At 54.5% G+C, this 21,871-nt stretch carries 19 protein-coding genes and 1 tRNA gene; 10 read left to right on the top strand and 10 right to left on the bottom strand.

Annotated features, from left to right (window positions below):
* Window positions 1-40: 40 nt before the first annotated feature.
* Genes H616_RS0111815 through hemA form a run of 8 tightly spaced genes read right to left on the bottom strand, consistent with a single transcriptional unit; the run spans window position 41 to window position 8,339 of the window.
* Window positions 41-835, bottom strand: coding sequence for an ABC transporter permease (locus H616_RS0111815; RefSeq protein WP_027967552.1), 795 nt, complete (start codon window positions 833-835; stop codon window positions 41-43).
* The gene (locus H616_RS0111810; protein WP_027967551.1) at window positions 832-1,749 is read right to left on the bottom strand and encodes an ABC transporter permease; all 918 of its coding nucleotides are present in this window, start codon (window positions 1,747-1,749) and stop codon (window positions 832-834) included. Before H616_RS0111810 ends, H616_RS0111815 begins: the two co-directional genes overlap by 4 nt.
* 10 nt (window positions 1,750-1,759) lie before the next feature.
* Window positions 1,760-2,902, bottom strand: coding sequence for an ABC transporter ATP-binding protein (locus H616_RS0111805; protein WP_027967550.1), 1,143 nt, complete (start codon window positions 2,900-2,902; stop codon window positions 1,760-1,762).
* A gap of 48 nt (window positions 2,903-2,950) precedes the next feature.
* On the bottom strand, window positions 2,951-4,231 hold the full coding sequence (locus H616_RS0111800) for an NAD(P)/FAD-dependent oxidoreductase (RefSeq protein WP_027967549.1): 1,281 nt from the start codon (window positions 4,229-4,231) through the stop codon (window positions 2,951-2,953).
* Between the two features lie 46 nt (window positions 4,232-4,277).
* The gene (locus H616_RS0111795) at window positions 4,278-5,045 is read right to left on the bottom strand and encodes a HesA/MoeB/ThiF family protein (RefSeq protein ID WP_027967548.1); all 768 of its coding nucleotides are present in this window, start codon (window positions 5,043-5,045) and stop codon (window positions 4,278-4,280) included.
* A 46-nt stretch (window positions 5,046-5,091) separates the two neighbouring features.
* Entirely contained in the window at window positions 5,092-5,958 is an 867-nt protein-coding gene (gene prmC, locus H616_RS0111790; RefSeq protein ID WP_027967547.1) for a peptide chain release factor N(5)-glutamine methyltransferase, read from the bottom strand.
* A gap of 1 nt (window position 5,959) precedes the next feature.
* Window positions 5,960-7,051: a peptide chain release factor 1 gene (gene prfA / locus H616_RS0111785; protein ID WP_027967546.1), complete on the bottom strand. Its 1,092-nt coding sequence runs from the start codon at window positions 7,049-7,051 to the stop codon at window positions 5,960-5,962.
* A 10-nt stretch (window positions 7,052-7,061) separates the two neighbouring features.
* Window positions 7,062-8,339, bottom strand: a complete 1,278-nt coding sequence (gene hemA / locus H616_RS0111780) for a glutamyl-tRNA reductase (protein ID WP_027967545.1) — start codon at window positions 8,337-8,339, stop codon at window positions 7,062-7,064.
* A 203-nt stretch (window positions 8,340-8,542) separates the two neighbouring features.
* On the opposite strand from hemA, the gene H616_RS14900 reads away from it, so the two are divergent.
* The 8 genes from H616_RS14900 (at window position 8,543) to H616_RS0111740 (ending at window position 15,719) form a co-directional block, all read left to right on the top strand.
* Complete coding sequence (locus tag H616_RS14900; protein ID WP_051234255.1) at window positions 8,543-10,300, top strand: tetratricopeptide repeat protein; 1,758 nt, start codon at window positions 8,543-8,545, stop codon at window positions 10,298-10,300.
* A 59-nt stretch (window positions 10,301-10,359) separates the two neighbouring features.
* Complete coding sequence (gene lolB / locus H616_RS14895) at window positions 10,360-11,031, top strand: lipoprotein insertase outer membrane protein LolB (RefSeq protein WP_084155870.1); 672 nt, start codon at window positions 10,360-10,362, stop codon at window positions 11,029-11,031.
* 3 nt (window positions 11,032-11,034) lie between these two features.
* Window positions 11,035-11,907, top strand: a complete 873-nt coding sequence (gene ispE / locus H616_RS0111765; protein ID WP_027967544.1) for a 4-(cytidine 5'-diphospho)-2-C-methyl-D-erythritol kinase — start codon at window positions 11,035-11,037, stop codon at window positions 11,905-11,907.
* A 94-nt stretch (window positions 11,908-12,001) separates the two neighbouring features.
* The gene (locus tag H616_RS0111760; protein ID WP_027967543.1) at window positions 12,002-12,943 is read left to right on the top strand and encodes a ribose-phosphate pyrophosphokinase; all 942 of its coding nucleotides are present in this window, start codon (window positions 12,002-12,004) and stop codon (window positions 12,941-12,943) included.
* Between the two features lie 112 nt (window positions 12,944-13,055).
* Entirely contained in the window at window positions 13,056-13,709 is a 654-nt protein-coding gene (locus H616_RS0111755) for a 50S ribosomal protein L25/general stress protein Ctc (RefSeq protein WP_027967542.1), read from the top strand.
* A 91-nt stretch (window positions 13,710-13,800) separates the two neighbouring features.
* Window positions 13,801-14,391, top strand: a complete 591-nt coding sequence (gene pth / locus H616_RS0111750) for an aminoacyl-tRNA hydrolase (protein ID WP_027967541.1) — start codon at window positions 13,801-13,803, stop codon at window positions 14,389-14,391.
* Between the two features lie 80 nt (window positions 14,392-14,471).
* Window positions 14,472-15,563 (top strand): redox-regulated ATPase YchF, encoded by a 1,092-nt coding sequence (ychF, locus tag H616_RS0111745; protein WP_027967540.1) that lies wholly within the window; start codon window positions 14,472-14,474, stop codon window positions 15,561-15,563.
* Window positions 15,564-15,642: 79 nt separating this feature from the next.
* Window positions 15,643-15,719: transfer RNA gene (locus tag H616_RS0111740), tRNA-Met, on the top strand.
* A gap of 69 nt (window positions 15,720-15,788) precedes the next feature.
* Here H616_RS0111740 and H616_RS0111735 read toward each other — a convergent pair.
* Window positions 15,789-17,087: a M18 family aminopeptidase gene (locus H616_RS0111735; protein ID WP_035573157.1), complete on the bottom strand. Its 1,299-nt coding sequence runs from the start codon at window positions 17,085-17,087 to the stop codon at window positions 15,789-15,791.
* 180 nt (window positions 17,088-17,267) lie between these two features.
* Between H616_RS0111735 and H616_RS0111730 the strand changes: the two genes are divergently transcribed.
* Window positions 17,268-19,376 carry a carboxy terminal-processing peptidase gene (locus H616_RS0111730; protein WP_027967538.1) on the top strand — a complete coding sequence of 703 codons (2,109 nt, stop codon included), beginning with the start codon at window positions 17,268-17,270 and terminating at the stop codon, window positions 19,374-19,376.
* Window positions 19,377-19,456: 80 nt separating this feature from the next.
* Here H616_RS0111730 and H616_RS14890 read toward each other — a convergent pair whose 3' ends face one another.
* Window positions 19,457-20,410, bottom strand: a complete 954-nt coding sequence (locus H616_RS14890; protein ID WP_051234253.1) for a LysR family transcriptional regulator — start codon at window positions 20,408-20,410, stop codon at window positions 19,457-19,459.
* 191 nt (window positions 20,411-20,601) lie between these two features.
* On the opposite strand from H616_RS14890, the gene H616_RS0111720 reads away from it, so the two are divergent.
* Complete coding sequence (locus tag H616_RS0111720; RefSeq protein ID WP_027967537.1) at window positions 20,602-21,600, top strand: NADP-dependent oxidoreductase; 999 nt, start codon at window positions 20,602-20,604, stop codon at window positions 21,598-21,600.
* Window positions 21,601-21,871 lie beyond the last annotated feature (271 nt).

Genomic DNA, 21,871 nt, shown 5'->3' with positions numbered 1-21,871 from the left:
TCCTTCGCCCCTGTGGGGTACGGGAATAATAAGATAAATATCAGGTCTGCCGACGGTTGACTAGCATACTGAAAACAGCGGCGATGGCGACGGCACCAATCATCAGCGAGGCAATGGCATTGATTTCAGGCGATACGCCTTTTTTAATTGCACTCCAAATATAGATCGGCAGCGTGGCACTTTCTGGTCCTGAGGTGAAGAAACTGATGACAAAATCATCCACCGATAAGGTGAACGACAGAAAGAAAGCCGAAATAAGTGCTGGCTTCAAAGTCGGTAACATAAAGTGCAGCACTCGCTTGGCTGGCGTAGCGTAAAGGTCTGTGGCTGCTTCGAACAACGTTGGGTCTAATCCCACAAAGCGAGAGTAAACAATCAGCGCCACGAAGGGAATCTGGAAAGTGACATGAGCAATCACCATCGTACCAAGACCCGGCTGAAACAGCCCCGTGAGGCGGTTAACTTGAACGAAAAACGCCATTTCTGAAATGCCAAACACAATATCCGGCAAGACGATCGGCAGATAGATCAACACAATCAGCCAGCCCAGCTTGCGGTGACGATGCCGGTACATTCCATAGCCAATCAAACAGCCAATCACCAGCGCAATTACTGATGACACAACAGCCAACACCATGCTGTTAGAAAACGCCGAAAGTATCACATCATTACTCAATAAGCGGCGATACCAGCGCAACGACACGCCGGTAAAGCTGGCAGCACTGTTAGAGGCGTTAAAAGAAAACAGCACCACCACAGCCAGCGGCAAATATAAGAAAAGCAGCGTTAACCACCAGAAACCTCTTAGCGTTCGGTGTAGAGTCCGTTTTCTCATATTACCACCTGCTCACCGCCACCTAACCGCTTGCCGATACGTCGCATAGCAAACAGCCCGATAAACGTCGCCAGCAACATCAGGATTGCGCCTGCCGCCCCTAGCGGCCAATTAGCACCTCCAGAGAACTGATTCGCCACTAAATTACCCAACATCAGCGACTTTCCACCACCCAGCAACTCAGGGATGACATACATGCCAAAAGCAGGAATTGCCACTAACACCACCCCAGCCAGCAGGCCAGCCAGTGTTTGAGGGAATACTGCATACCAAAAGGCGCGTACCGGCGTCGCGTACAAATCCTGAGCGGCTTCAACCTGTGCAAGGTCAAGCTTTTCAAAAGCCGCATACAGCGGCAGCACCATGAACGGCAGGAAGTTATAAATCAGCCCTAGCGTGACCGCGAACGAGGACGGGTAAAGCCCCATATTCGGCGCAATAAAGCCCAGGCTTTCGGCAAACGAAGATAACGGCGTACCCGGTGCCAGCAGGTTCATCCAACCGAAAGTTCGGATAACCTGGTTGGTCCAGGATGGCACAACCACTAACAACAGCATGATCGGCCGCCACTTCGCACGACACGTTGTGATGTAGTACGCAATGGGATAAGCAACGATCACGACTAGTCCAGTCGCAATAATGGTTTGCCACAAAGAGCGCAGCAGAGTGTACAGGTTACCGGGACTCCACCCCAGAAAACCAAAACCCGCCAGCCGTTTGAACGACTCCAGTGACAACGGCATTTGTGGCAAACCATATGGGCCGTTAGTCATGAAGGCTACTGCCATCAAATACAGGCTGGGCAACACCAGAAATACCATGATCCAAGCCGCACCGGGCGCGACAGTAAGCAGCAAGTGCCGGGCTTCCCTAATACTGGAATAACGACGCCGTAAACGGGACGTTGTAGCCATACCAACCTCCTCAGAATGCGACACGCACTAGGTCTTCAGGGCACACACCTATGGTGACTTGATCACCAACGTGATGTATCCGCTGGCCAAGATTACTGGCCACCGCCATCAGGGTAATGTCCCCCACTGTCAGCCGGTATTCAATTCGGCTGCCGCGATATAACCGCTCCTTCACCACACCTTGCAAGCAGTTATACCCCTCGGGTTGGTCCTGACCTAACTCAAGCGTCTCGGGGCGAATCAGCAACCAACCTTCCTGAGCACTGGTCTGCTCTGAGGGTGCCAGTAGTAAACGACCTAGCGACGTTTCTACCCAGTTGTCTTGGCTAGCGGTAATGGCATACAGGTTTTCATGGCCCATAAAACGTGCCACAAAAGCGGTAGCTGGGCGCTCATAGACTTCGGCCGGGGTGCCAACCTGCTGAATATTTCCCCCGTCGAGCACGGCAATGCGATCTGACATCACCATGGCTTCGTCTTGATCATGCGTCACAAAAACAAACGTCATGCCAAGGCGTTTCTGCACACGCTTAAGCTCAACCTGAAGCTGGCTTCGCAGGCCCGCATCCAACGCAGAAAGCGGCTCATCAAGCAACAGCACCGCAGGCTCACAAATTAGCGCTCGCGCCAGAGCAATACGTTGGCGCTGCCCGCCAGACAATTGGTCCACGCGCCGCTCAACCAGCTGCCCCAGTTTGATAAACTGAGCAATCTCAGCCACTTTCTGAAGACGCTGCTCGGCCGGTACGCCACGCATTTTTAGGCCAAAAGCTAAGTTATCGCGCACGGAAAGATGTGGGAATAACGCATAAGACTGAAACACTGTATTGACGCTGCGCTTATGTGGCGGTGTTTCGGTGATATCTTTGCCGCCAATCACCAAACTGCCGTCATCCGGCGCTTCAAGCCCAGCCAGAATACGCAGTAATGTCGTTTTACCGCAGCCTGACGGCCCAAGCAAAGTGAAAAACTCACCCGCTTGAATAGTTAGGTCAACGCCATCCAGCGCTACGGTGTCGCGCCCGAACCGTTTGTGTAACCTACGCATCTCAATAGATGATGCGTCGTGATTGGCACTTTGCTCCTGCTTGAGAGCCACGGCCGGGCGCTGGGTCGATGTTTCCGAGATTTCCTCGGTGACGTTCTCATTCATTAAGCAGCCTCTTACTTTATCTGTCTGATGACGCGGTTAAGCTTCGAGCTAGAGCCTGTCGCGCAGTCTATAGAAATTGGTTGCCAGTACCAATAACGGCTTACGTAACATGCTCCCACCTGGAAAGCGGCGATGAGGCATAGCCGCAAAAACATCAAAACGCTCACTCTGACCCATAATCGTTTCAGCCAGTAGCTTACCCGCCAACCCGGCCAGAGCCATGCCATGGCCGGAGTAGCCTTGGGCGTAATAAAAATTGCTATCTATCCGCCCAAAATCTGGCGCTCGATTCAATGTAATACCGACATCGCCTCCCCAACGGTACTCAATTGGGATACCAGCCAACACCGGAAATAGCTGGGTAATTTTGGCATCCATACGTGCCTGTAACCCGTGAGGCTCACGACCATCGTAGCTAACCTGCCCACCGTAGATCAGCCGACGTGTCGCTGATAATCGATAATAATCAAGTACGAAATTAGCATCGGCCAGGGCATCGTTATGTGGTAATACCTGAGCAACTTGCGCTTCGCTAAGCGGCGCAGTCGCAATCATATAGTTCGCCGCCCGCATCAAGCGCCCATTAAGCTCTGGTGCTACGTCCGCATGGTAGGCGTTTCCAGCGAGTATCAGATGTTCTGCCTGCACGCTGCCCAGTGCCGTTTCTACTCTAGCGGGCTGGCCGCGACGAATATTGAGTACAGCACTGCGTGTGTGGATACGCACCCCAGCACGCTGGGCCGCCCGAGCCAGGCCCAAGGTATAATTCAGCGGATGCAGATGGCCGCCTTCATCATCAGACAACACCGCCGGATACGCATCAGTGACGACGCGTTCACGCAGCGCAGCGCCTTCCAGCAAGCGAGTGGCAGTGTAGTGATAGTCCCGAGCCATGCGCTCCTGAAACTCGGCAAGTTCTTTAACATGACGCGGCTTAACTGCCGCATGCAAATACCCCCAAGCTAGTTCACAAGGTATTGAGTGACGCGCTATCAGCTCACCGGTTAGACGCACCGCCTCGCGGCTCATTTCCCATATTTCACGGGCACGTTCAATACCCAGCGTCTTTTCGACGGTAAAAATATCCGTACCCAAGCCCGGTAGAATCTGCCCTCCGCTGCGCCCAGAAGCACCATGACCAATGTCATTCGCTTCAAGCAGCACCACCGAGTAACCGCACTCAGCCAAATGCAGCGCCGCCGAACAGCCCGTTATACCACCACCGATGACACATACATCGGCACGCGTTTGCCCCGTCAGGCTATGGCAAGGGTCAAGTGCCACTGCCATAGAGTCACGATAATAAGACGCTGGGGGGGCAGAGGTCATAGAGTTGCTCCTGACAAGTGGTCGTATGGTGAGGCAGGCAAAATGCTCAGAGGCTGACAGCTTCCCCGCGCAACTGACAAACCGGACAACTCGGGTCTCGCGGCACATTGAAATGCCGCCAAGAACCCGTCATGGCATCAAAGGTAGAGAGCCCTTTATGTGGTGTACCAGCACCGCTGATCAGCTTAAGCGCTTCTAGCGCCTGAAAGCTACCCACCACGCCAACCAACGGACCAATCACGCCATTTTCTGCACAGCTCAAAGCATCATCATCGCTGTCTCCTGGTGGGTACAGGCAAGCGTAACAAGGCGATTCGGGGTCACGCGGATCATATACCGCCAGTTGACCTGAAAAACGAATAGCAGCACCAGAAATCAGCACCACACCTTGCCGCTGACAGGCGTCATTAATGGCATAACGACTAGCGAAGCCGTCAGTGCAGTCCAGCACCGCATCAACACCAGCGACCACCTCAGCCAAGCGCTCACCGAGAAGACGTTCGCACAACACCTCTACTCTGGTTTCTGGGTTGATGGACCTTAGGGTTTCTGCCGCCGACTCCGCCTTACGGCGATCAATATCATACGTTCCATGGGCAATCTGGCGCTGCAGGTTATGAAGCTCGACGCCATCGTCATCAGCCAGCACCAATTGCCCAACACCAGCCGCGGCCAAGTACATGGCCGCCGGTGAACCCAGTCCACCCGCGCCTACAATGAGTACTCGGGCCGCCAGCAAGCGCTCCTGCCCTTCAATACCGACCGCCTCCAGCAAAATGTGGCGACTGTAACGCAGCAGCGTATCGTCATTCATAGACGTAACGACTCCTCTTGATACGGCTATCTGTGAGTAGGATGGCTTACGGGCAAGGCTGCCAGCGACCCAGGCTAACCCGCTCCCGCGAACCTAAATCCTGATAGCTAGCCACGTCTACAAAGCCCGCGTCACTCAGCGCTTGGCGCACCGCCGCCCCCTGCTGCATACCGTGCTCCAGCAGCAACCAGCCGTTCCCAGCAAGATATTGACGCGCACCTTGCACCAAGTAGCGCAAGTCAGCCAGCCCTTGCTCTGCTGCGACTAAGGCGCTGTGTGGCTCAAAACGCACATCACCTTCACTCAAATGCGGATCATCATCAGCCAGATACGGGGGATTGGAAACAATCAAAGCAAAGCCGCTGTCTGCTGAGTCGCGACCAAGAGCACTAAACCAATCACTAACAAGAAACTCAACATTAACAATCGCATTCTTTTTCGCGTTGTTACGTGCTAACAGGACAGCGGTTTCGTTGAGATCAACACCGACTACCTGCCAGCCCGGGTATTCGCTGGCAAACGCCAAGGCAATCGCCCCGGTACCGGTCCCTAAATCGAGCAAACGCTTAGGCGCCTCGCCAACCTCACGCGCTTTTTCCAACGCGACTTCGACCAGCGTTTCAGTGTCCGGGCGCGGAATCAGCGTAGCTGACGAGGTGTCCAAAGATAATCCCCAGAACTCACGCTCTCCCGTTAAATACGCAACAGGCTCACCCGCCACCCGCGCGACAATCAAGTCGTCAAAACGGGCTTGCACGAACTCATCAACTTGGCGGTCGCCCCAGGTATACAGCCAAGCGCGGCCCACCCCCAGCACATGGCACAACAACACCTCTGCATCACGGCGCGAGCTGGGCGACCCAGCTTGCTGCAGTTTCTGGGTTGCGGCAGTTAATAGGCTGTCAATACGCACCTCAGCCATCCTGCTGCAACGCGGCTAGCTGATCGGCTTGGTATTCATTGATCAACGGTTCGATGATGTCATCTAGGCTTTCACCGGTCATCACATCACTGAGCTTATAGAGTGTCAGGTTGATACGGTGGTCAGTGACTCGACCCTGGGGAAAGTTATAGGTACGGATGCGCTCGCTGCGATCACCTGAGCCAACCAGCGACCGCCGCTCATCAGCCTGCTGTTGATGGCGACTATCTACCGCTGCCTGCTTAAGCCGCGAGGCCAATAACGACATCGCTTTAGCACGGTTCTTGTGCTGGCTTCGCTCTTCTTGGCACTCCACCACGACCCCGCTGGGCAGGTGAGTAATACGGATTGCTGAGTCAGTGGTATTAACGTGCTGCCCACCCGCACCACTGGAACGAAAGGTATCTACGCGCAAATCAGCGGGGTTAATATCTACCTCACCAACATCGGCCGCTTCAGCCATCACTGCCACGGTGCAGGCTGATGTGTGAATGCGCCCTTGTGACTCAGTGGCTGGCACCCGCTGCACACGATGCGCACCCGACTCAAATTTAAGCCGGCCATACACACCGTTGCCGCGCACTCGGGTGATAATTTCTTTATACCCCCCCTGCTCGCCATGGCTGGCACTGACGATGTCAACCTTCCAACCATACTGCTCCGCATAGCGTGAGTACATACGATATAAATCACCCGCAAACAGCGCGGCTTCATCCCCTCCCGTTCCGGCCCGCACTTCCAGAAAGACATTGCCTTCATCGTCAGGATCTTTGGGCACCAACAGTTTTTTCAGAGTACTCTCAAGAGATTCCAGCTGGTTCGCCCCGTCCACGCGCTCCATTTCTGCCAGTTCACGCATTTCTGCATCACTATCATTCGCCAGCGCGTCAGCCGCTTCGATATCTGCCTCTACGCCACGATAGGTCTGCCAAGCCTCAACCAACGGCTCAAGTTCAGCATATTCGCGGGTATAGTCGCGAAAGCGAGTCTGGTCGGCAATTACATCCTGTTCACCGAGCAGAGCAGTAAGCTCTTCGAAGCGTTCACAAAAAGCGTCGAGGCGCTCACGCAAGGAGGCTTTCATCAGCGAATTCCTATGAGGGTTGGGATGTGACGTTGGTCGCAGTAGTTGCCAACAACGTACTGGCTGCATCAAGTAATACGTGATCCTGAGCAGATGCTGCCTCGCGCATGGCAACGGTAGGCTGGTGCAAGATCCGACTAGTCAACTGGTTAGCGAGGCGTCGCACAACGTCTTCCGCCGCCTCGCCTCGTGCCAAACGAGCCAGTGCATCATCAAGCGATTGATCACGCAACACCTCACCGCGCGCTCTAACACGATGAATTAGTGCTCCGCCATCACGAATACGCTGACCTTTCTGCCAGTCACGCACGCCATGCTCAATCAATGACTCCGCATGATCTGCAGCCACTTGACGATGACGACGGTTTTCATCAATCACTTCTTCAAGGTCATCAACCGTATACAGAAAAACATCGCTGAGCTTGCCCACTTCAGGCTCGATATCTCTAGGAACGGCAATATCCACCATAAACATCGGGCGATAACGGCGCTTTTTGAGCGCACGCTCAACCATGCCCTTACCTAAAATTGGTAGAGGTGCTGCAGTAGAGGAAATAACAATATCAGCATGAGCCAACGCATCAGGAATCTGATCGAGCGTGATCGCCTCACCACCCAGGCTACCCGCCACTTGGTTAGCACGTTCCAGAGTGCGGTTTGCTACAACCAGTTGATGCACTCCAGCCTGATGCAAGTGTTGTGCTACTAGCTCAATCGTCTCACCCGCCCCCACCAAAAGGGCGCGCGCCTGACTGAAGTCATCAAAAATACGGCTAGCCAGGCTCACTGCGGCATAGGCCACTGAAACAGGGTTACGACCAATCCCTGTTTCAGTACGCACACGCTTGGCAACAGCAAATGTATGTTGAAAAAGCCCTTCCAAGGCACCGCTCAAGCCTTTGGCCTGGCGAGCCACTTGATAAGCCTCTTTAAGCTGACCAAGAATCTGCGGCTCGCCAAGTACCATGGAGTCAAGGCCCACGGCCACTCTCATCAAGTGACGAGCCGCTTCATCATCCCAAAAGTGATAGGCACAACGCGCTAACTCATCAGCATCAAGCTCATGATAGCGTCCCATCCACTCAAGGATCTCGCGCTCTCCTTCCGCCGCCGTCACGCAATAAAGTTCGGTGCGGTTGCAGGTAGACACCAAGGCAGCATCATAAACGCTGGGCAAATCACACAGCTGCGCCAGCGCTTCCTTTACACCTGACGGCGTAAAAGCAACTTGTTCGCGCACTTCTACAGTGGCGGTACGATGGTTTATTCCTAGGGCTAGCAGCGTCATCGGTGTCGGCGTCTTCGCGGGCATTTTCCAGCTTCGGATCCTGTTGCATCAGTAAAGCGCGTGCAACACATCGCGCAATATCTCACGGCGCGATAGTCTATCACAGCCATTATCGGCAAGCCGCAGTGCAAAGTCATCGCTTTGCCCAGCGCCAACAAGCCGTTATGCTGGCAATCTGATTTCTTCTGACTATCGAGGCGTGCATGCCCCGCCATTTTTTCATTAAGCACGGCCCAAGAGCCGCCGCCGCTGCGCTTGCTGTCACAGCACTCAGCAGCTGCCAAAGCGTGGCACCTGCGACAACACCGATTAGCGTAGCCTCTATGGAGAATGCGCCACAGGTAACACGTGGGCTTGACGCAGAAAGCTTATCAACACTGCTGATCGCTGAGCTAGCCGGTTTGCGTGGCGACTATGGCCGTGCAACCGATGGCTATATACAGACAGCCGAACGTTACAAAAGCGCAAAACTGGCTCAGCGGGCGGCGCTAGCAGCACGCTTCATGGATGACCCCGATACGTTAGAAGCGACAACACAACGCTGGAAACAATTGGCCCCCAATAGCGAAGAGCCCCTTTACCTGCTGGCCAGCCTCGCCATCCAACGTCAGGATTGGCTGCGAGCGTTGGAGTTACGACTGGCCATCAGCAATCAGGGCCGTGATGCACAGTTGCTTGAGTTGGTGGAAATCGCACTTGAGGCCAACGCCAACACATCGGCAATGCTTGCCCAAATGCGGCAACATTTAAATGATGCCGCAAACAGCCACGTTGATAGTGAACTAGCCATGGCATTGCTTGAGGCGGCCAATGGTCTGCAGGCCACTGCCCAGCAACGCCTAGAGCGCTTACCTGCCGCTGCTGCAGAACACCCCGATGCGTGGCGCCTGCGAGCGGCTATTGCACTGGACACCGGCGCGCCTCAGCGTGCCTATGACTCTGCACGCCAAGGGTTGAAGCTTCAGCCCGAAGACCTGCAGCTGATGATGCTGCAGGCCCAGGCCGAAATTCGGCTAGGCCGAACAGAAAATGCTGAAGCCACCACTGATGCCTTGCTTGAAAAACACGGCAGCACCTCTGGGCTCAGATTATTACTCGCCAGCCTTTATTTACAGGAAAACCAGCCAGATCCTGCTCATCGCTTACTGCAACCTCTGCTCAGCAACGGCACAACACCAGATTCTGCACTGCTGATGCTAGGCGGTATCGCTCAGAATGAAGATGATGTCGATAGCGCTCTGCTTTATTATCGCAAAGTGCCGGAAGGCAAAAATTTTCTACTCTCTCGCTCACGAGCCGCCTTCACTCTAGCGAGCCATGACCGACTTATTGACGGTCAACGCTTTCTCGCCAGCGAACGACGCGCTCACCCTGCTTTCAGCGCTGGACTGATTGGCGTAGAAGTCAATTTGCTGGACCGCTTTGGGCAATCCGCTCAGGCAACCAACCTGCTCACCGATTTTCTCAACCAGCATCCCGGCAATGCGGAACTTCGCCACATGTTAGCCATCCGTGCCTTCCGAGATGGCGACCTGGCGATGATGGAGGCCCAGCTACGTATAGCCCTTGAGCAGGATCCAAACGACGCAGTCGCTCTGAACGCACTGGGCTACACGTTAGCGGACGAGCAGATACCCAGCCGCATCGACGAAGCGGCCAGGCTCATCGAGCGAGCGTACCAACTGGACCCCGACAACCCTGCTGTTCTCGACAGCCTCGGCTGGGTACGCTTTCGTCAAGGCGACCCCCAAGCCGCATTACCTTTGCTGGAAAAGGCGTGGCAGCAAATGCCCGACCAAGAAGTCGCCAGCCACTTGATCGAAGTGCTCTGGACTCTCGGCCAACAAACCCATGCCCGCCAAATGCTAAAATTAGCCTTGGAACGTTTTGCACAGCGCCCCGCCATAGACGAATTACTACAGCGGATACCCGCTCTGAGCTTTCCTGAACTAAGCGACTGAGCCAAATGCCTGATTCAAACGACCAGCTCCAGACCCTCAGCCAAGGAGACACTAACTTCATGCCATTCGTCAGCTCGCCTATAGCAACCGTCACCCCACGAACCGCTATACTGCGCTCGTTTTTTGCCACTATCGCCATAACCGCGGCCCTCGCTCTGCTAAGCGGCTGCGCGACGACACAGCCGCCCTCTTCGGCGCAAGAACGTAGCGCCGATCAATGGCAGGCACAACAGTCTCGCGTTCAGCAGCTACAAGACTGGGAACTGAATGGCAAAGTTGGGCTGCGCACACCAGACGAGTCCACCAGCGCCAACATTGACTGGCGCCAAACCCCTTATTATTTCCGTATTCTGCTCAGCGGGCCGGCAGGTACAGGCCGCAGTGTGTTAGAAGGGCGTGACGGACGTGTTTCGATGAGCACTAGCGAAGGACGCTTTGAGGCAGTAAGCCCAGAAGCTCTCATGCAGGAACAAATGGGCTGGTCGCTCCCAGTGTCCGACCTAACCGACTGGGTTCGTGGCCTGCCAGCTCATGATCGCCCCCATCATATGACCGAAGATGCGTTAGGCTTCCCAGCTACGCTGGAACAGAATGGCTGGTCTATTGATTATCGCCAGTGGAGCAACTTCAACGACCTCTGGCTACCCAGCAAATTGGTGATGGACTATGACGACCTGCGCGTCACGCTAGTCGTTACCCGCTGGCAATCAGAAAGCGACGTGAGCAAGTAAGCCATGATTGAGCAGCTTGTCGACTTGCCCGCGCCGGCCAAACTCAACCGCATGTTGCACATCACCGCTCGAAGACGCGATGGCTACCACGAGCTGCAGACACTATTTCAGTTTCTCGATTATACCGACCGGCTCGACCTCCGCTTACGCCGAGATGGCAAACTATCGGTTTCACCAACGCTTGACGGCGTCAGCCAGGCAGACAACTTAATACGGCGAGCGGCAGAAAGCCTGAAGAAAGCCAGCGGCTGTACGCTAGGCGCAGACATCCATGTCCACAAACAGCTCCCCATGGGTGGCGGGCTCGGCGGAGGCAGCAGCAACGCCGCCACCACCCTGCTCGGGCTCAACCGTTTATGGGGTCTCGGGCTTGAGATTGATCAACTGGCCGAGCTCGGCCTAACCCTCGGGGCAGATGTTCCTGTCTTTGTGCGCGGCCATGCAGCATGGGCCGAAGGCATTGGCGAACGCTTAGTGCCTGTTACCTTGAGCACCCCCTGTTTCATTGTGATACATCCCTGTGTCAGCGTGTCGACTGCAGCGGTTTTCCAAACCCCGCAATTGACACGCAACAGCCCGCCAATTACCATGGCGCGCGCACTGCAGGGGGAATCGTTAGGCTGGCGTAACGACTGTGAGTCAACGGTCGCGGCACGTTATCCAGAAGTAAAGGCAGCGCTTGAATGGCTAAATACGCGCCTCACACAAGGCAGCACAGCCATGCTCACCGGTACCGGCGCCTGCCTGTTTGCGCCGTTGGCTGATGGACAAGCAGCTGACCAGTTGCTCGCGCAACTACCAACGCGCTGGCAAGGCTTCAAAGCCTACGGCCTGAATCGCTCTCCTCTACATGATGCACTGGATCGTCAATCTTGATCCGTCATAACGCAGCCAACTGGTCTGCTTATCTGATCAAGTATTGGCGACTATCCCATATCCAGAAGACCCAACACAGCAAAGGTGGCTGCGCGTGTCAAAACTGATGGTTTTTGCCGGGAACGCTAATCCCGAACTTGCCCAAAAAGTGGCTGAAAGTTTGGACAACCGACTGGGTAACGCCACCGTTGGCCAGTTCAGTGACGGCGAAGTTGCAGTTGAAATCAACGAAAACGTACGCGGCAAGGATGTTTTCATTCTACAGCCCACCTGCGCGCCTACCAATGACCACTTGATGGAAATGATCCTGATGGTCGACGCCTTGCGTAGAGCGTCAGCCAGCCGGATCACTGCGGTCATCCCGTACTTTGGTTACGCTCGCCAGGATCGTCGCGTCCGTTCAGCCCGCGTGCCCATTTCCGCCAAGGTAGTCGCCGACATGATGGTCAAGGCTGGCGTCAACCGCGTCATGACCATGGACCTTCACGCCGACCAGATCCAAGGCTTTTTCGATGTGCCAGTAGACAATGTCTATGGTTCACCGATCCTGCTCGACGATATTGAGCGCCAGAACCATGAAAACCTCGTTGTCGTCTCTCCAGACGTTGGCGGTGTCGTGCGTGCACGTGCCATTGCCAAGCAACTGCATGTTGATCTAGCCATTATCGACAAGCGGCGCCCCCAGGCGAACCAGGCCCAGGTTATGCATATCATTGGTGACATCCAGGATCGCACCTGCGTCGTGGTAGACGACATGATCGATACCGCCGGCACTCTATGCAAAGCTGGCGAAGCGCTCAAAGAGCGCGGCGCCAAGCGTGTTGTGGCCTACGCCACTCACCCGATTCTTTCGGGCCCCGCGGTAGACAACATTTCCGCCTCGGTGCTCGACGAAGTGGTTGTAACCGATACCATCCCCCTGACCGAAGCAGCCAGTCAAAGTGGCCGCATTCGCCAGCTCAGCGTGGCCGGCCTGATTGCTGAAGCAATCCGCCGGGTCAGTAATGAAGAATCCGTCAGCGCCATGTTCCACTAACCTAGTGTTATACAACAAGGCGCCGGAACGTTGCCCCATCAGGGGCTAATGGAAATGCCACAGGTCTGGTCGCGGGCTGTGGTATTTCTCTACTCAAGCAAGAGGCAATTTCATGTCTAATTTTATACTCAACGCAAGCATTCGTAACGACCTGGGGAAAGGTGCGAGCCGCCGCCTGCGTCGTGAGAATAAAGAAGTCCCCGCTATTGTATATGGTGGCGACAAAGCACCTCAGGCAATCACCCTTGAAAAGACCGGCTTCTACAAAGCAATTGAAGACGAAGCCTTCTTCTCCTCGGTTATTGACCTGGAAGTGGACGGTAAGAAATACCCCGTCGTTGTGCGCGACCTGCAGCGTCACCCGTTCAAGCCGCTGGTCAGTCACGTTGACTTCATGCGCATCGATGCCAAGCAAGAAATCACCATGCACGTGCCACTGCACGTAGCTAATGAAGAGACCTGCAAAGGCATCAAGGACGAAGACGGCGAGCTTCACCTGCTGGCCAATGACGTGGAAATCAGCTGCCTGCCGAAAGACCTGCCCGACTACCTAGAAGTCGACATCGCTGAGCTGTCTGTGGGTGCTGTTCTCCACCTGTCAGATCTTAAACTTCCGGCAGGTGTCACTATCGTTGCCTTGGCACGCGAGGAAGTGCACGACAACGCCATCCTCAGCATTTCACAAGCAAAAGTACGTGATGAAGAAGATGATGCTGACGCTGGCGAAAGCGCCGCTGAAGAAGGCAAGGAAGGCGACGCCGAATAATCGCGTTCTGCCTTTTTCAGGCCGCACCTACGGGTGTGGCCTGTACTCTCTAATCAAGCGCTACGGCGCTTGATTTTTTTGGAGGCTACCAATGAGTCAGCTCAAAGCAATTATTGGACTTGCCAACCCTGGCAGCGACTACGAAGCCACTCGCCATAATGCAGGGGCCTGGCTACTTGATGCGCTACTACAGGGCACGGACCAAAGCCTGCGCCCAGAAAAAAAGTTTTTGGGTCGCTATGCGCGGATCCGCATCGCCGACCAAGAGCTTCATCTGCTAGAACCAACCACCTTCATGAACCGCAGCGGTAGCGCAATATCAGCGATGTGCCAGTTCTTTAAACTGACCCCCGAACAACTGCTAATCGCTCACGACGAACTTGACCTCCCCCCCGGCATTGCACGCTATAAAACCGGCGGTGGTCATGGTGGGCATAACGGCCTACGCGATACCATCAGCGCACTAGGCGGCAATAAAGGCTTTCATCGGCTACGTATTGGCATTGGCCACCCGGGTGATGCCCGGCTAGTCACTAACTACGTACTCGGTCGCCCTGGCAAGGCAGAGCGCCACGCCATTGACGACGCTATCGCTGAATGCCTGGCCACCCTACCATTGGCCGCTGAAGGAAACTGGGCCAAAGCGATGCACCGCCTGCACAGCTTCTCTTCGGCACAATAACGCCTGACTTAAGAATCTCGGCTCTTTCAAGTAGACTAGCCACTATTCACCATTTCTGAATTCGCTTCCAGGAAGATTCCATGGGTTTCAATTGCGGTATCGTGGGGCTGCCCAACGTCGGCAAGTCCACTCTGTTCAACGCCCTGACCAAGTCTGGCATTGATGCTGAAAACTTTCCTTTCTGCACTATCGAACCTAACGTTGGCATCGTGCCGATGCCCGACCCACGGCTCAATGCCCTGGCAGAAATCGTCAAGCCAGAGCGCACACTGCCCACGACCATGGAGTTCGTCGATATTGCCGGCCTGGTTGCCGGCGCCTCTAAAGGTGAAGGGCTCGGCAACAAGTTTCTGGCTAACATTCGAGAAACTCAGGCGATTGCTCATGTCGTTCGCTGCTTTGATAATGACAACGTCATTCACGTGGCCAACCAGATTGACCCACGCGCAGATATCGAAATCATCAACATGGAGCTGGCACTTGCCGACTTAGATACCGTGGAAAAGGCATCTCAGCGCCTCGTTCGTGCGGTTAAAGGCGGTGACAAAGAAGCTGCCACCATCAAAGCCATTCTCGACCGCATTCAGCCACATCTGGCTGAGGGTCAATCGTTGCGTAGCTTTGGTTTAGACGCCGATGAGCAGCGTCAACTCAGAAGCTTTGGCTTTTTAACACTCAAGCCGACCATGTATATCGCCAACGTCAGCGAAGATGGATTCGACAACAATCCCTACCTTGAAATCGTACGCGAAATCGCCGCCGAGGAAGGTGCCGTCGTCGTACCAGTATGCAACCAGCTCGAAGCAGAAATTGCTGAACTAGACGACGAAGAGCGCTCAATGTTCCTTGACGAAATGGGCATGGAAGAACCTGGGCTTGATCGAGTCATTCGCGCTGGTTATGCACTACTCGGTTTGCAGACCTACTTCACCGCTGGCGTAAAAGAAGTTCGTGCCTGGACTGTAAAAGTTGGTGCGACTGCCCCAGAGGGTGCTGGAGTCATCCATACTGACTTTCAAAAAGGGTTTATTCGCGCCGAGGTCATTGCCTATGACGACTTTGTGACGCTAAAAGGCGAACAAGGCGCTAAAGATGCTGGCAAATGGCGCCTTGAAGGAAAGGATTACGTGATCAAAGACGGCGATGTAGTTCACTTCCGCTTCAACGTTTAATTCATCGCGACAAACGGCCTGTCGATAGCTGATGTACTTGACATGATTCGTAAAAACAGTAAAATGCGTCGCGTTGAATGGCTACGTAGCTCAGCTGGTTAGAGCACATCACTCATAATGATGGGGTCCCCTGTTCGAATCAGGGCGTAGCCACCAAAAACAGCAAAAAGCCCGCCGATTCGTAATCGACGGGCTTTTTTTCGCTTGCATTGAAGACTGAAACCCTCAAACAAGCATCTTGCTGTTCACAAAAGTCCCCAGCACGCTGGTCAAGTACGCGACATCGTCAGCACCCGCCGTTTCACGAATCGAGTGCATGGCCCACTGCGGCACCCCCACATCCAGAGTCGGCACACCAATTTCCGTTGCTGTAATTGGCCCGATCGTACTACCACACCCCATATCAGCACGTACAGCAAACGTCTGCACTGGCACCTCGGCTTGACGGCACAGCTCACGAAACATTGTCGCAGTGGCACTATTGGTCGCATAACGCTGATTAGCATTAACTTTAATCACCGGACCACCATTCAGCAGCGGCCCGTGCGCGTTGTCATGTTTGTCGGTGTAATTAGGATGCAACGCATGAGCATTATCACAAGAGATCATCCGCGACGCCTGCATCAGTCGCACAAATCCCTCTTCTCCAGGCACGCCAAGCTGCTCATTAACCCGGCGTAATACGTCCTCAAGAAACGGCCCCTGAGCACCACAAGCACTGGCACTCCCTACCTCTTCATGATCCGTTGCAACCAATACAGCGCCTTCCTGCCCCTTTGACGCCAGCAGCGCCTCAAGGCCAATAAAACACGACAACAGGTTATCAAGTCTCGCCGAAGCCACTAGCTCCTGTTTAACGCCCACCCGAGACGGCGGTTGCGTGTCATACAAGCACAGCTCAAAATCGACAATCTCGATAGTCCCGAAGCCGTGTTGCTCGCGCACCCAGTCAACCAGCAGTTGCTGAAAGTCTGACGCCTCTCCACCTTGCAACAACACTGGAGCCATCTGCGTTTGAGCATTAATCGTACGATTACTGTTCGCGTCTCGATCCAGGTGAATAGCCAAGCTGGGAATCATCGCAATGGGCCTCGCCACATTGAGCAACACACCCTCAATCGATCCATCGCCATGACGTACATAAACCCGCCCCGCAAGCCCCAGGTCACGATCAAACCAGGGAGAGAGCAAGGCCCCTCCATACACCTCAACACCCAGTTGCAGCCAACCGGCCGATGCTTGCGCCGCATTGGGCTTCAGCCGCAAACAGGGGCTATCCGTATGGGCCCCCATCATGCGTAACGACGACAGCGATGCTGATGGCAGTTGCAAGGCAACAATAGACGAGTCATTACGCGTTACAAACACACGCTCACCGGGCTTAAGCTGCCATGCTTGCGTTTCCTCTAAACGCCGGTAACCTGACGCCTCTAGCTGCTTGGCCATACTCGCTGTCGCATGCCACGGCGTTGGTGCGGAGTGCAAAAAATCAATAAGACGAGCAAGTACATCATTCTGGGACATAAAATCCTCTGGCAACATGAATCAACTAATTAAGGGGTCTGACCAACGCCTACAAACTGATATACTGCCAAACTGTTTGCGTTTGTAGTGCGTGCATCACCGCTACAATGGCCTTCTGAGCACAAGTAGTGCGAATAATATTTACTGTCCAGTGTACCTGAAACGGGGAGTGCTTCACCGATGAGCCTGTTAGTCACCTTGGGACGCGCTACGACCCTGGCCCTGTTGATTGCAACAGCGCCGGCCATGGCTGAACTCACCCCTGAAGATCCGCAGCGTATAGCGGCCCAGGAAATTGCTGAGTCATTACAGACTGGCCATTATGTGGAAATCAGCCTAGATAACGAGTGGTCCCGCGATGCGTTTCAGCGCTATCTCGATGTGCTCGACAACCAGCGCTATTACCTCACCGCCGCCGATATTGAGGAGTTTAACGACCTTTCCACCAGCATGGATGAAGCCGTGACTGAGGGAAAACTGGATCGCGCCTATGCGCTTTACAATCGTTATCAGCAGCGCGCCACAGAGCAGCTGGAATGGACACTGGCACGTATCGACGAAGGCCTAGACTTCAGTTTTGATAGCGACCTTCGCCTGGAAGTTGACCGCAAAGATGCACCATGGCTGCGTAACCGTGAAGCGCTTGAAGCACTATGGATGAAGCGGCTGGAAAACGCCGCACTGTCACTAACGCTGAGCGAGCAAGAGCCCGAAGAGGTCGAAGAGACCCTGCGCAAGCGCTATAAAGCCCAGCTCAAACGCGTTCGCCAGACCAACCCTGAAGATGTGCTGGAATATCTGATGGCAGCAGTGACCGCCACCATCGATCCGCACACCAGTTACCTCTCCCCTCGCCAAAGCGAAGCCTTTAATATCCAGATGCGCCTGTCGCTTGAAGGCATTGGCGCCATGCTTCAGCCTGATGGCGAATTCGTCAAAGTGGTCAGCCTAGTGCCAGGCGGCCCTGCTGATCGCTCTGGCATGCTAGAGCCTGCCGACCGCATTATTGGCGTTGGCCCACTCGGCGAAGATGTCACTAACGTTGTGGGCATGCGACTTGACGAAGTTGTCGAAATGATTCGCGGCCCGAAAGGCACGGTGGTACAGCTCGATATTGTGCCGTCTCAAGCCGCCGACCTCTCGCAAAGCAAAGTTATTGAGATTACCCGTGACACCGTCAAGCTTGAAGACCAAGCCGTTAACAGCGAAGTTATTGACATTGAGCGCGAGGATGGCGTCCATAAAGTTGGCCTGATCCATGTTCCAACCTTCTACGTTGACTTCGATGCCTGGCAAGCCGGTGAGGAAGATTACCGCAGCACCACCCGCGACGTAGCTGCCGAAATTGACAGCCTGCGCGAACAAGGCATCGAAGGCATTGTGCTCGACCTTCGCAACAATGGCGGCGGCGCACTTCAAGAAGCTAACTCGCTGATTGGCCTATTTATTGACCGCGGCCCCACAGTGCAGGTGCGCGATGCCCGTGGCCGCATCAGCCTCTACGGTGACACCGAAAGCGGCACCTACTATGACGGCCCTCTCGCGGTATTGGTTAACCGCCTGTCTGCTTCAGCATCAGAAATTTTTGCTGGCGCGATTCAGGATTATCGTCGCGGACTGGTCGTTGGCACAGAAACGTTTGGCAAAGGCACTGTCCAAACACTGAGCGACCTGACTCACGGCCAAGTTAAGCTCACCCGCGCCAAGTTCTACCGTATTTCTGGTGAAAGCACCCAAAATCGCGGCATCACGCCAGACATTCTCTTCCCCAGCCTTGTTGATCCCGAAAAAATCGGCGAAAGCAGCCTGGATAACGCACTCCCCTGGGATACTGTGCGCAAAGTGCAATACCGGCAACAAGGCGAGCCTCAGCTTTACCTTGACATGCTACGCAAGCAACATACGAAGCGCGCTCAGGAACACCCAAACTTTTATTACCTTGAGCGCCGTGCGGAACTGGCTGAACGGCTGCGCCAACAACGCACCACCGTGAGCCTGAACCTAGAACAGCGCAAGCGTGAAGTAGAAGCCCAGGATGCCGAACAACTCGCACTTGAGAATGCACGACGCAGCGCCCTCGGCTTGGAGCTGCTGGAAGACTGGTCGGATAGACGTAACAAGAACAAGGACGACGAAAGCCAAGATACTGACTCTGATGAGGACAGCGAAAAGAAAGATCAACCTATCGACCGCGCTCAAGTCGAAGAAACTGCAGAGATTCTGCTGGATTACGCCCGCCTGAGCAATAAAGTGCAGTTTGCAGACCATTCCACGGAAGAACAGCAGTAACCTGCAGCGGGCTGGGCATACTACGCTCAGCCCGCTTACATAGTACGACACCAGCTCTCCTATCCAGCCCAGCGCTTCTACTATCCAGCACTAACCCGAAGCCGCTGAGACAACACCTGATAACGTGCCTGAATACCCTCAAACAGCGTCTGGCGTAGCCAGCGATGTCCTGCATCAGCATGGTAGCGCTCATGCCACACTAACCAATAAGAAAATGGCGTAACCTCCAGCGGCAATCGGCGCAGTACCAGTGGCCAATGCTCAAGCACACTAACAGCTAAACAGCCCGGCACGCACAACAGTAAATCACTATGCTGTGTCACCGAAAAACTGGCCAAAAAATGCGGCTGACGTAAGCTAACATGCCGCTTCAACCCCTGACTCGCGAGCGCCAGATCCACCGCCCCCCTGTCATCGCCCCCCATGCTGATTAACTGGTGTCTGGCATTAACAAATGCCTCAAGCGACAGCTCCTCATCCTCAGCTAAAGGGTGACCTTTACGCATCATACAAACGAAGCGGTCATCACCTACCTCTCGGCCGTGAACACCAGCTGGCACACGCGACCCAGGCACACAAAGCGCCAGCTCCGGCCCACCATCATCAAGATTATGCTCAATACTGCCACTGTAACCCTGCACATCCAGCCGCAAGTGTGGCGCTTGGTTCTGGAGTGTTTGCCACTGAGGTGCGAGAAACGTATGCATCCCATAGTCAGTCGTCGCTAGCTGAAAACGGCGCGAGGTGCTGGCTCGATCAAACTCCGGCGGCGCAAGCAACGCCCCCAACTCTTTCAGTAACCGCTCCAGCGGTGGACCTAAAGCGTCGGCCCTCGCCGTAGGACGCAACCCTCTGTGAGTACGCACAAAAAGAGGGTCATCAAACGCGTGGCGCAGCCGAGCCAGTGTTCGTGATACCGCCGGTTGACTGAGGTTAAGACGCTGTGCTGCCTGGGTCACACTACGGGTATCCAGCAACGCCTGAAGAGTGACCAGCGCATTAAGATCATGACGAGCAAGATCAGCAAGATGCATGAAAGATAGCCTTGGTGTCGAATAGCCTTATTTTCAACCACTATGATATCAGTATATTGCATATGACTTCTCAGCATCTTGCATTGGCTTAATATCACTCTTCTGACGTAGTCTGAGTAAATCGTTGCAGCACATGCTAGGTGCAGACTGCAAAAATACTTAAGCCAACACCCTACGAACAGGAGAGCATCATGCAAAGCCGCTATTTCACACTTAACGATCACCCCAAAGGCCTGCCTACTACGGATCTGTTCACCCTAGAACACACAGACCTCACCCCACTCCAAGAAGGTGAAGTGCGCATTCGTAACACCTGGCTATCAGTAGACCCCTACATGCGCGGACGCATGGATGGCGTGACAACCTACATCGAGCCATTCCAACTCGGCCAGCCGCTGGATGGCGCCGCCGTAGGCGAGATTATTGAGTCACGGGATGCCCGCCTTAAAGTAGGCGACAAAGTTCGCCATATGGGCGGCTGGCGCGACATTGCCCAACTGCCCGCCGAACAAGTTGAAGCATTGCCTGAATTTGATGTACCAGACCAAGCGTACCTAGGAGTGCTGGGCATGCCAGGTACGACAGCCTGGGTTGGGCTCAACATCATCGCCCAAATGCAAGAAGGCGACAATGTATTGGTCAGCGCAGCCAGCGGTGCCGTTGGCTCTCTGGCTGTCCAGCTCGCTAAGGCCAAGGGCGGCACGGTGGTAGGTATTGCCGGCGACCAGAAAAAACTCGACTGGCTGGAGTCCATTGGCGTTAAAGCCGTCAGTTACAAGGGCAAAGACGCCAAGCAACTCAGCGAAGACCTCAAGCAAGCCTGTCCTGAGGGCTTTGACGTCTATTACGAAAATGTCGGCGGTGCCTGTCTAGAAGCCGCTCTCAATAATTTGCGCGTAGGTGCACGCATTGCTGTTTGCGGCATGATCTCACGCTACAACGATGAAGGCCCTAGCAGCGGCCCTGCCAACCTCGCCATGCTATTGGTTCGGCGCGCACGCATGGAAGGCTTTATTGTCTTCGAGCATTGGCAGCACCACAACGACTTCCTAAATGAAGTTGCCCCGAAAATAGCCAAAGGCGAAATCGACTATCAAGAAACTGTCGCGGAAGGCCTTGAGCAAACACCAGACGCTTTCCTGCAACTCTTCAGCGGCAAGAATCAAGGAAAAATGCTGATTAAACTATAACCAGCTCCTTGCTCAATACACGCCCTTCACCACCATTCACAGCCTGCTCGCCTATCGAGCGGGCTTGGCTTGGTTTGGCTTCCTGCATCGCACTGGAGTGGAATAAGACGGTAAAAACCAAAAAGCGTAAGAAAGAATAAGATAAGGCGAGGTAGGGAGACGATTGAGGGTATTTACGTCAATCGCAGCATGCTAGCTGCTGGCTCCTCGAGCAGGACTCGAACCTGCGACCCAATGATTAACAGTCATTTGCTCTACCAACTGAGCTATC

The organism is Halomonas halocynthiae DSM 14573, assembly GCF_000425725.1.
GTDB classification, from domain to species: domain Bacteria; phylum Pseudomonadota; class Gammaproteobacteria; order Pseudomonadales; family Halomonadaceae; genus Halomonas; species Halomonas halocynthiae.
The sequence above is the reverse complement of the archived record's forward strand: the minus strand, read 5'-3'. Positions and strand labels throughout refer to the sequence as shown.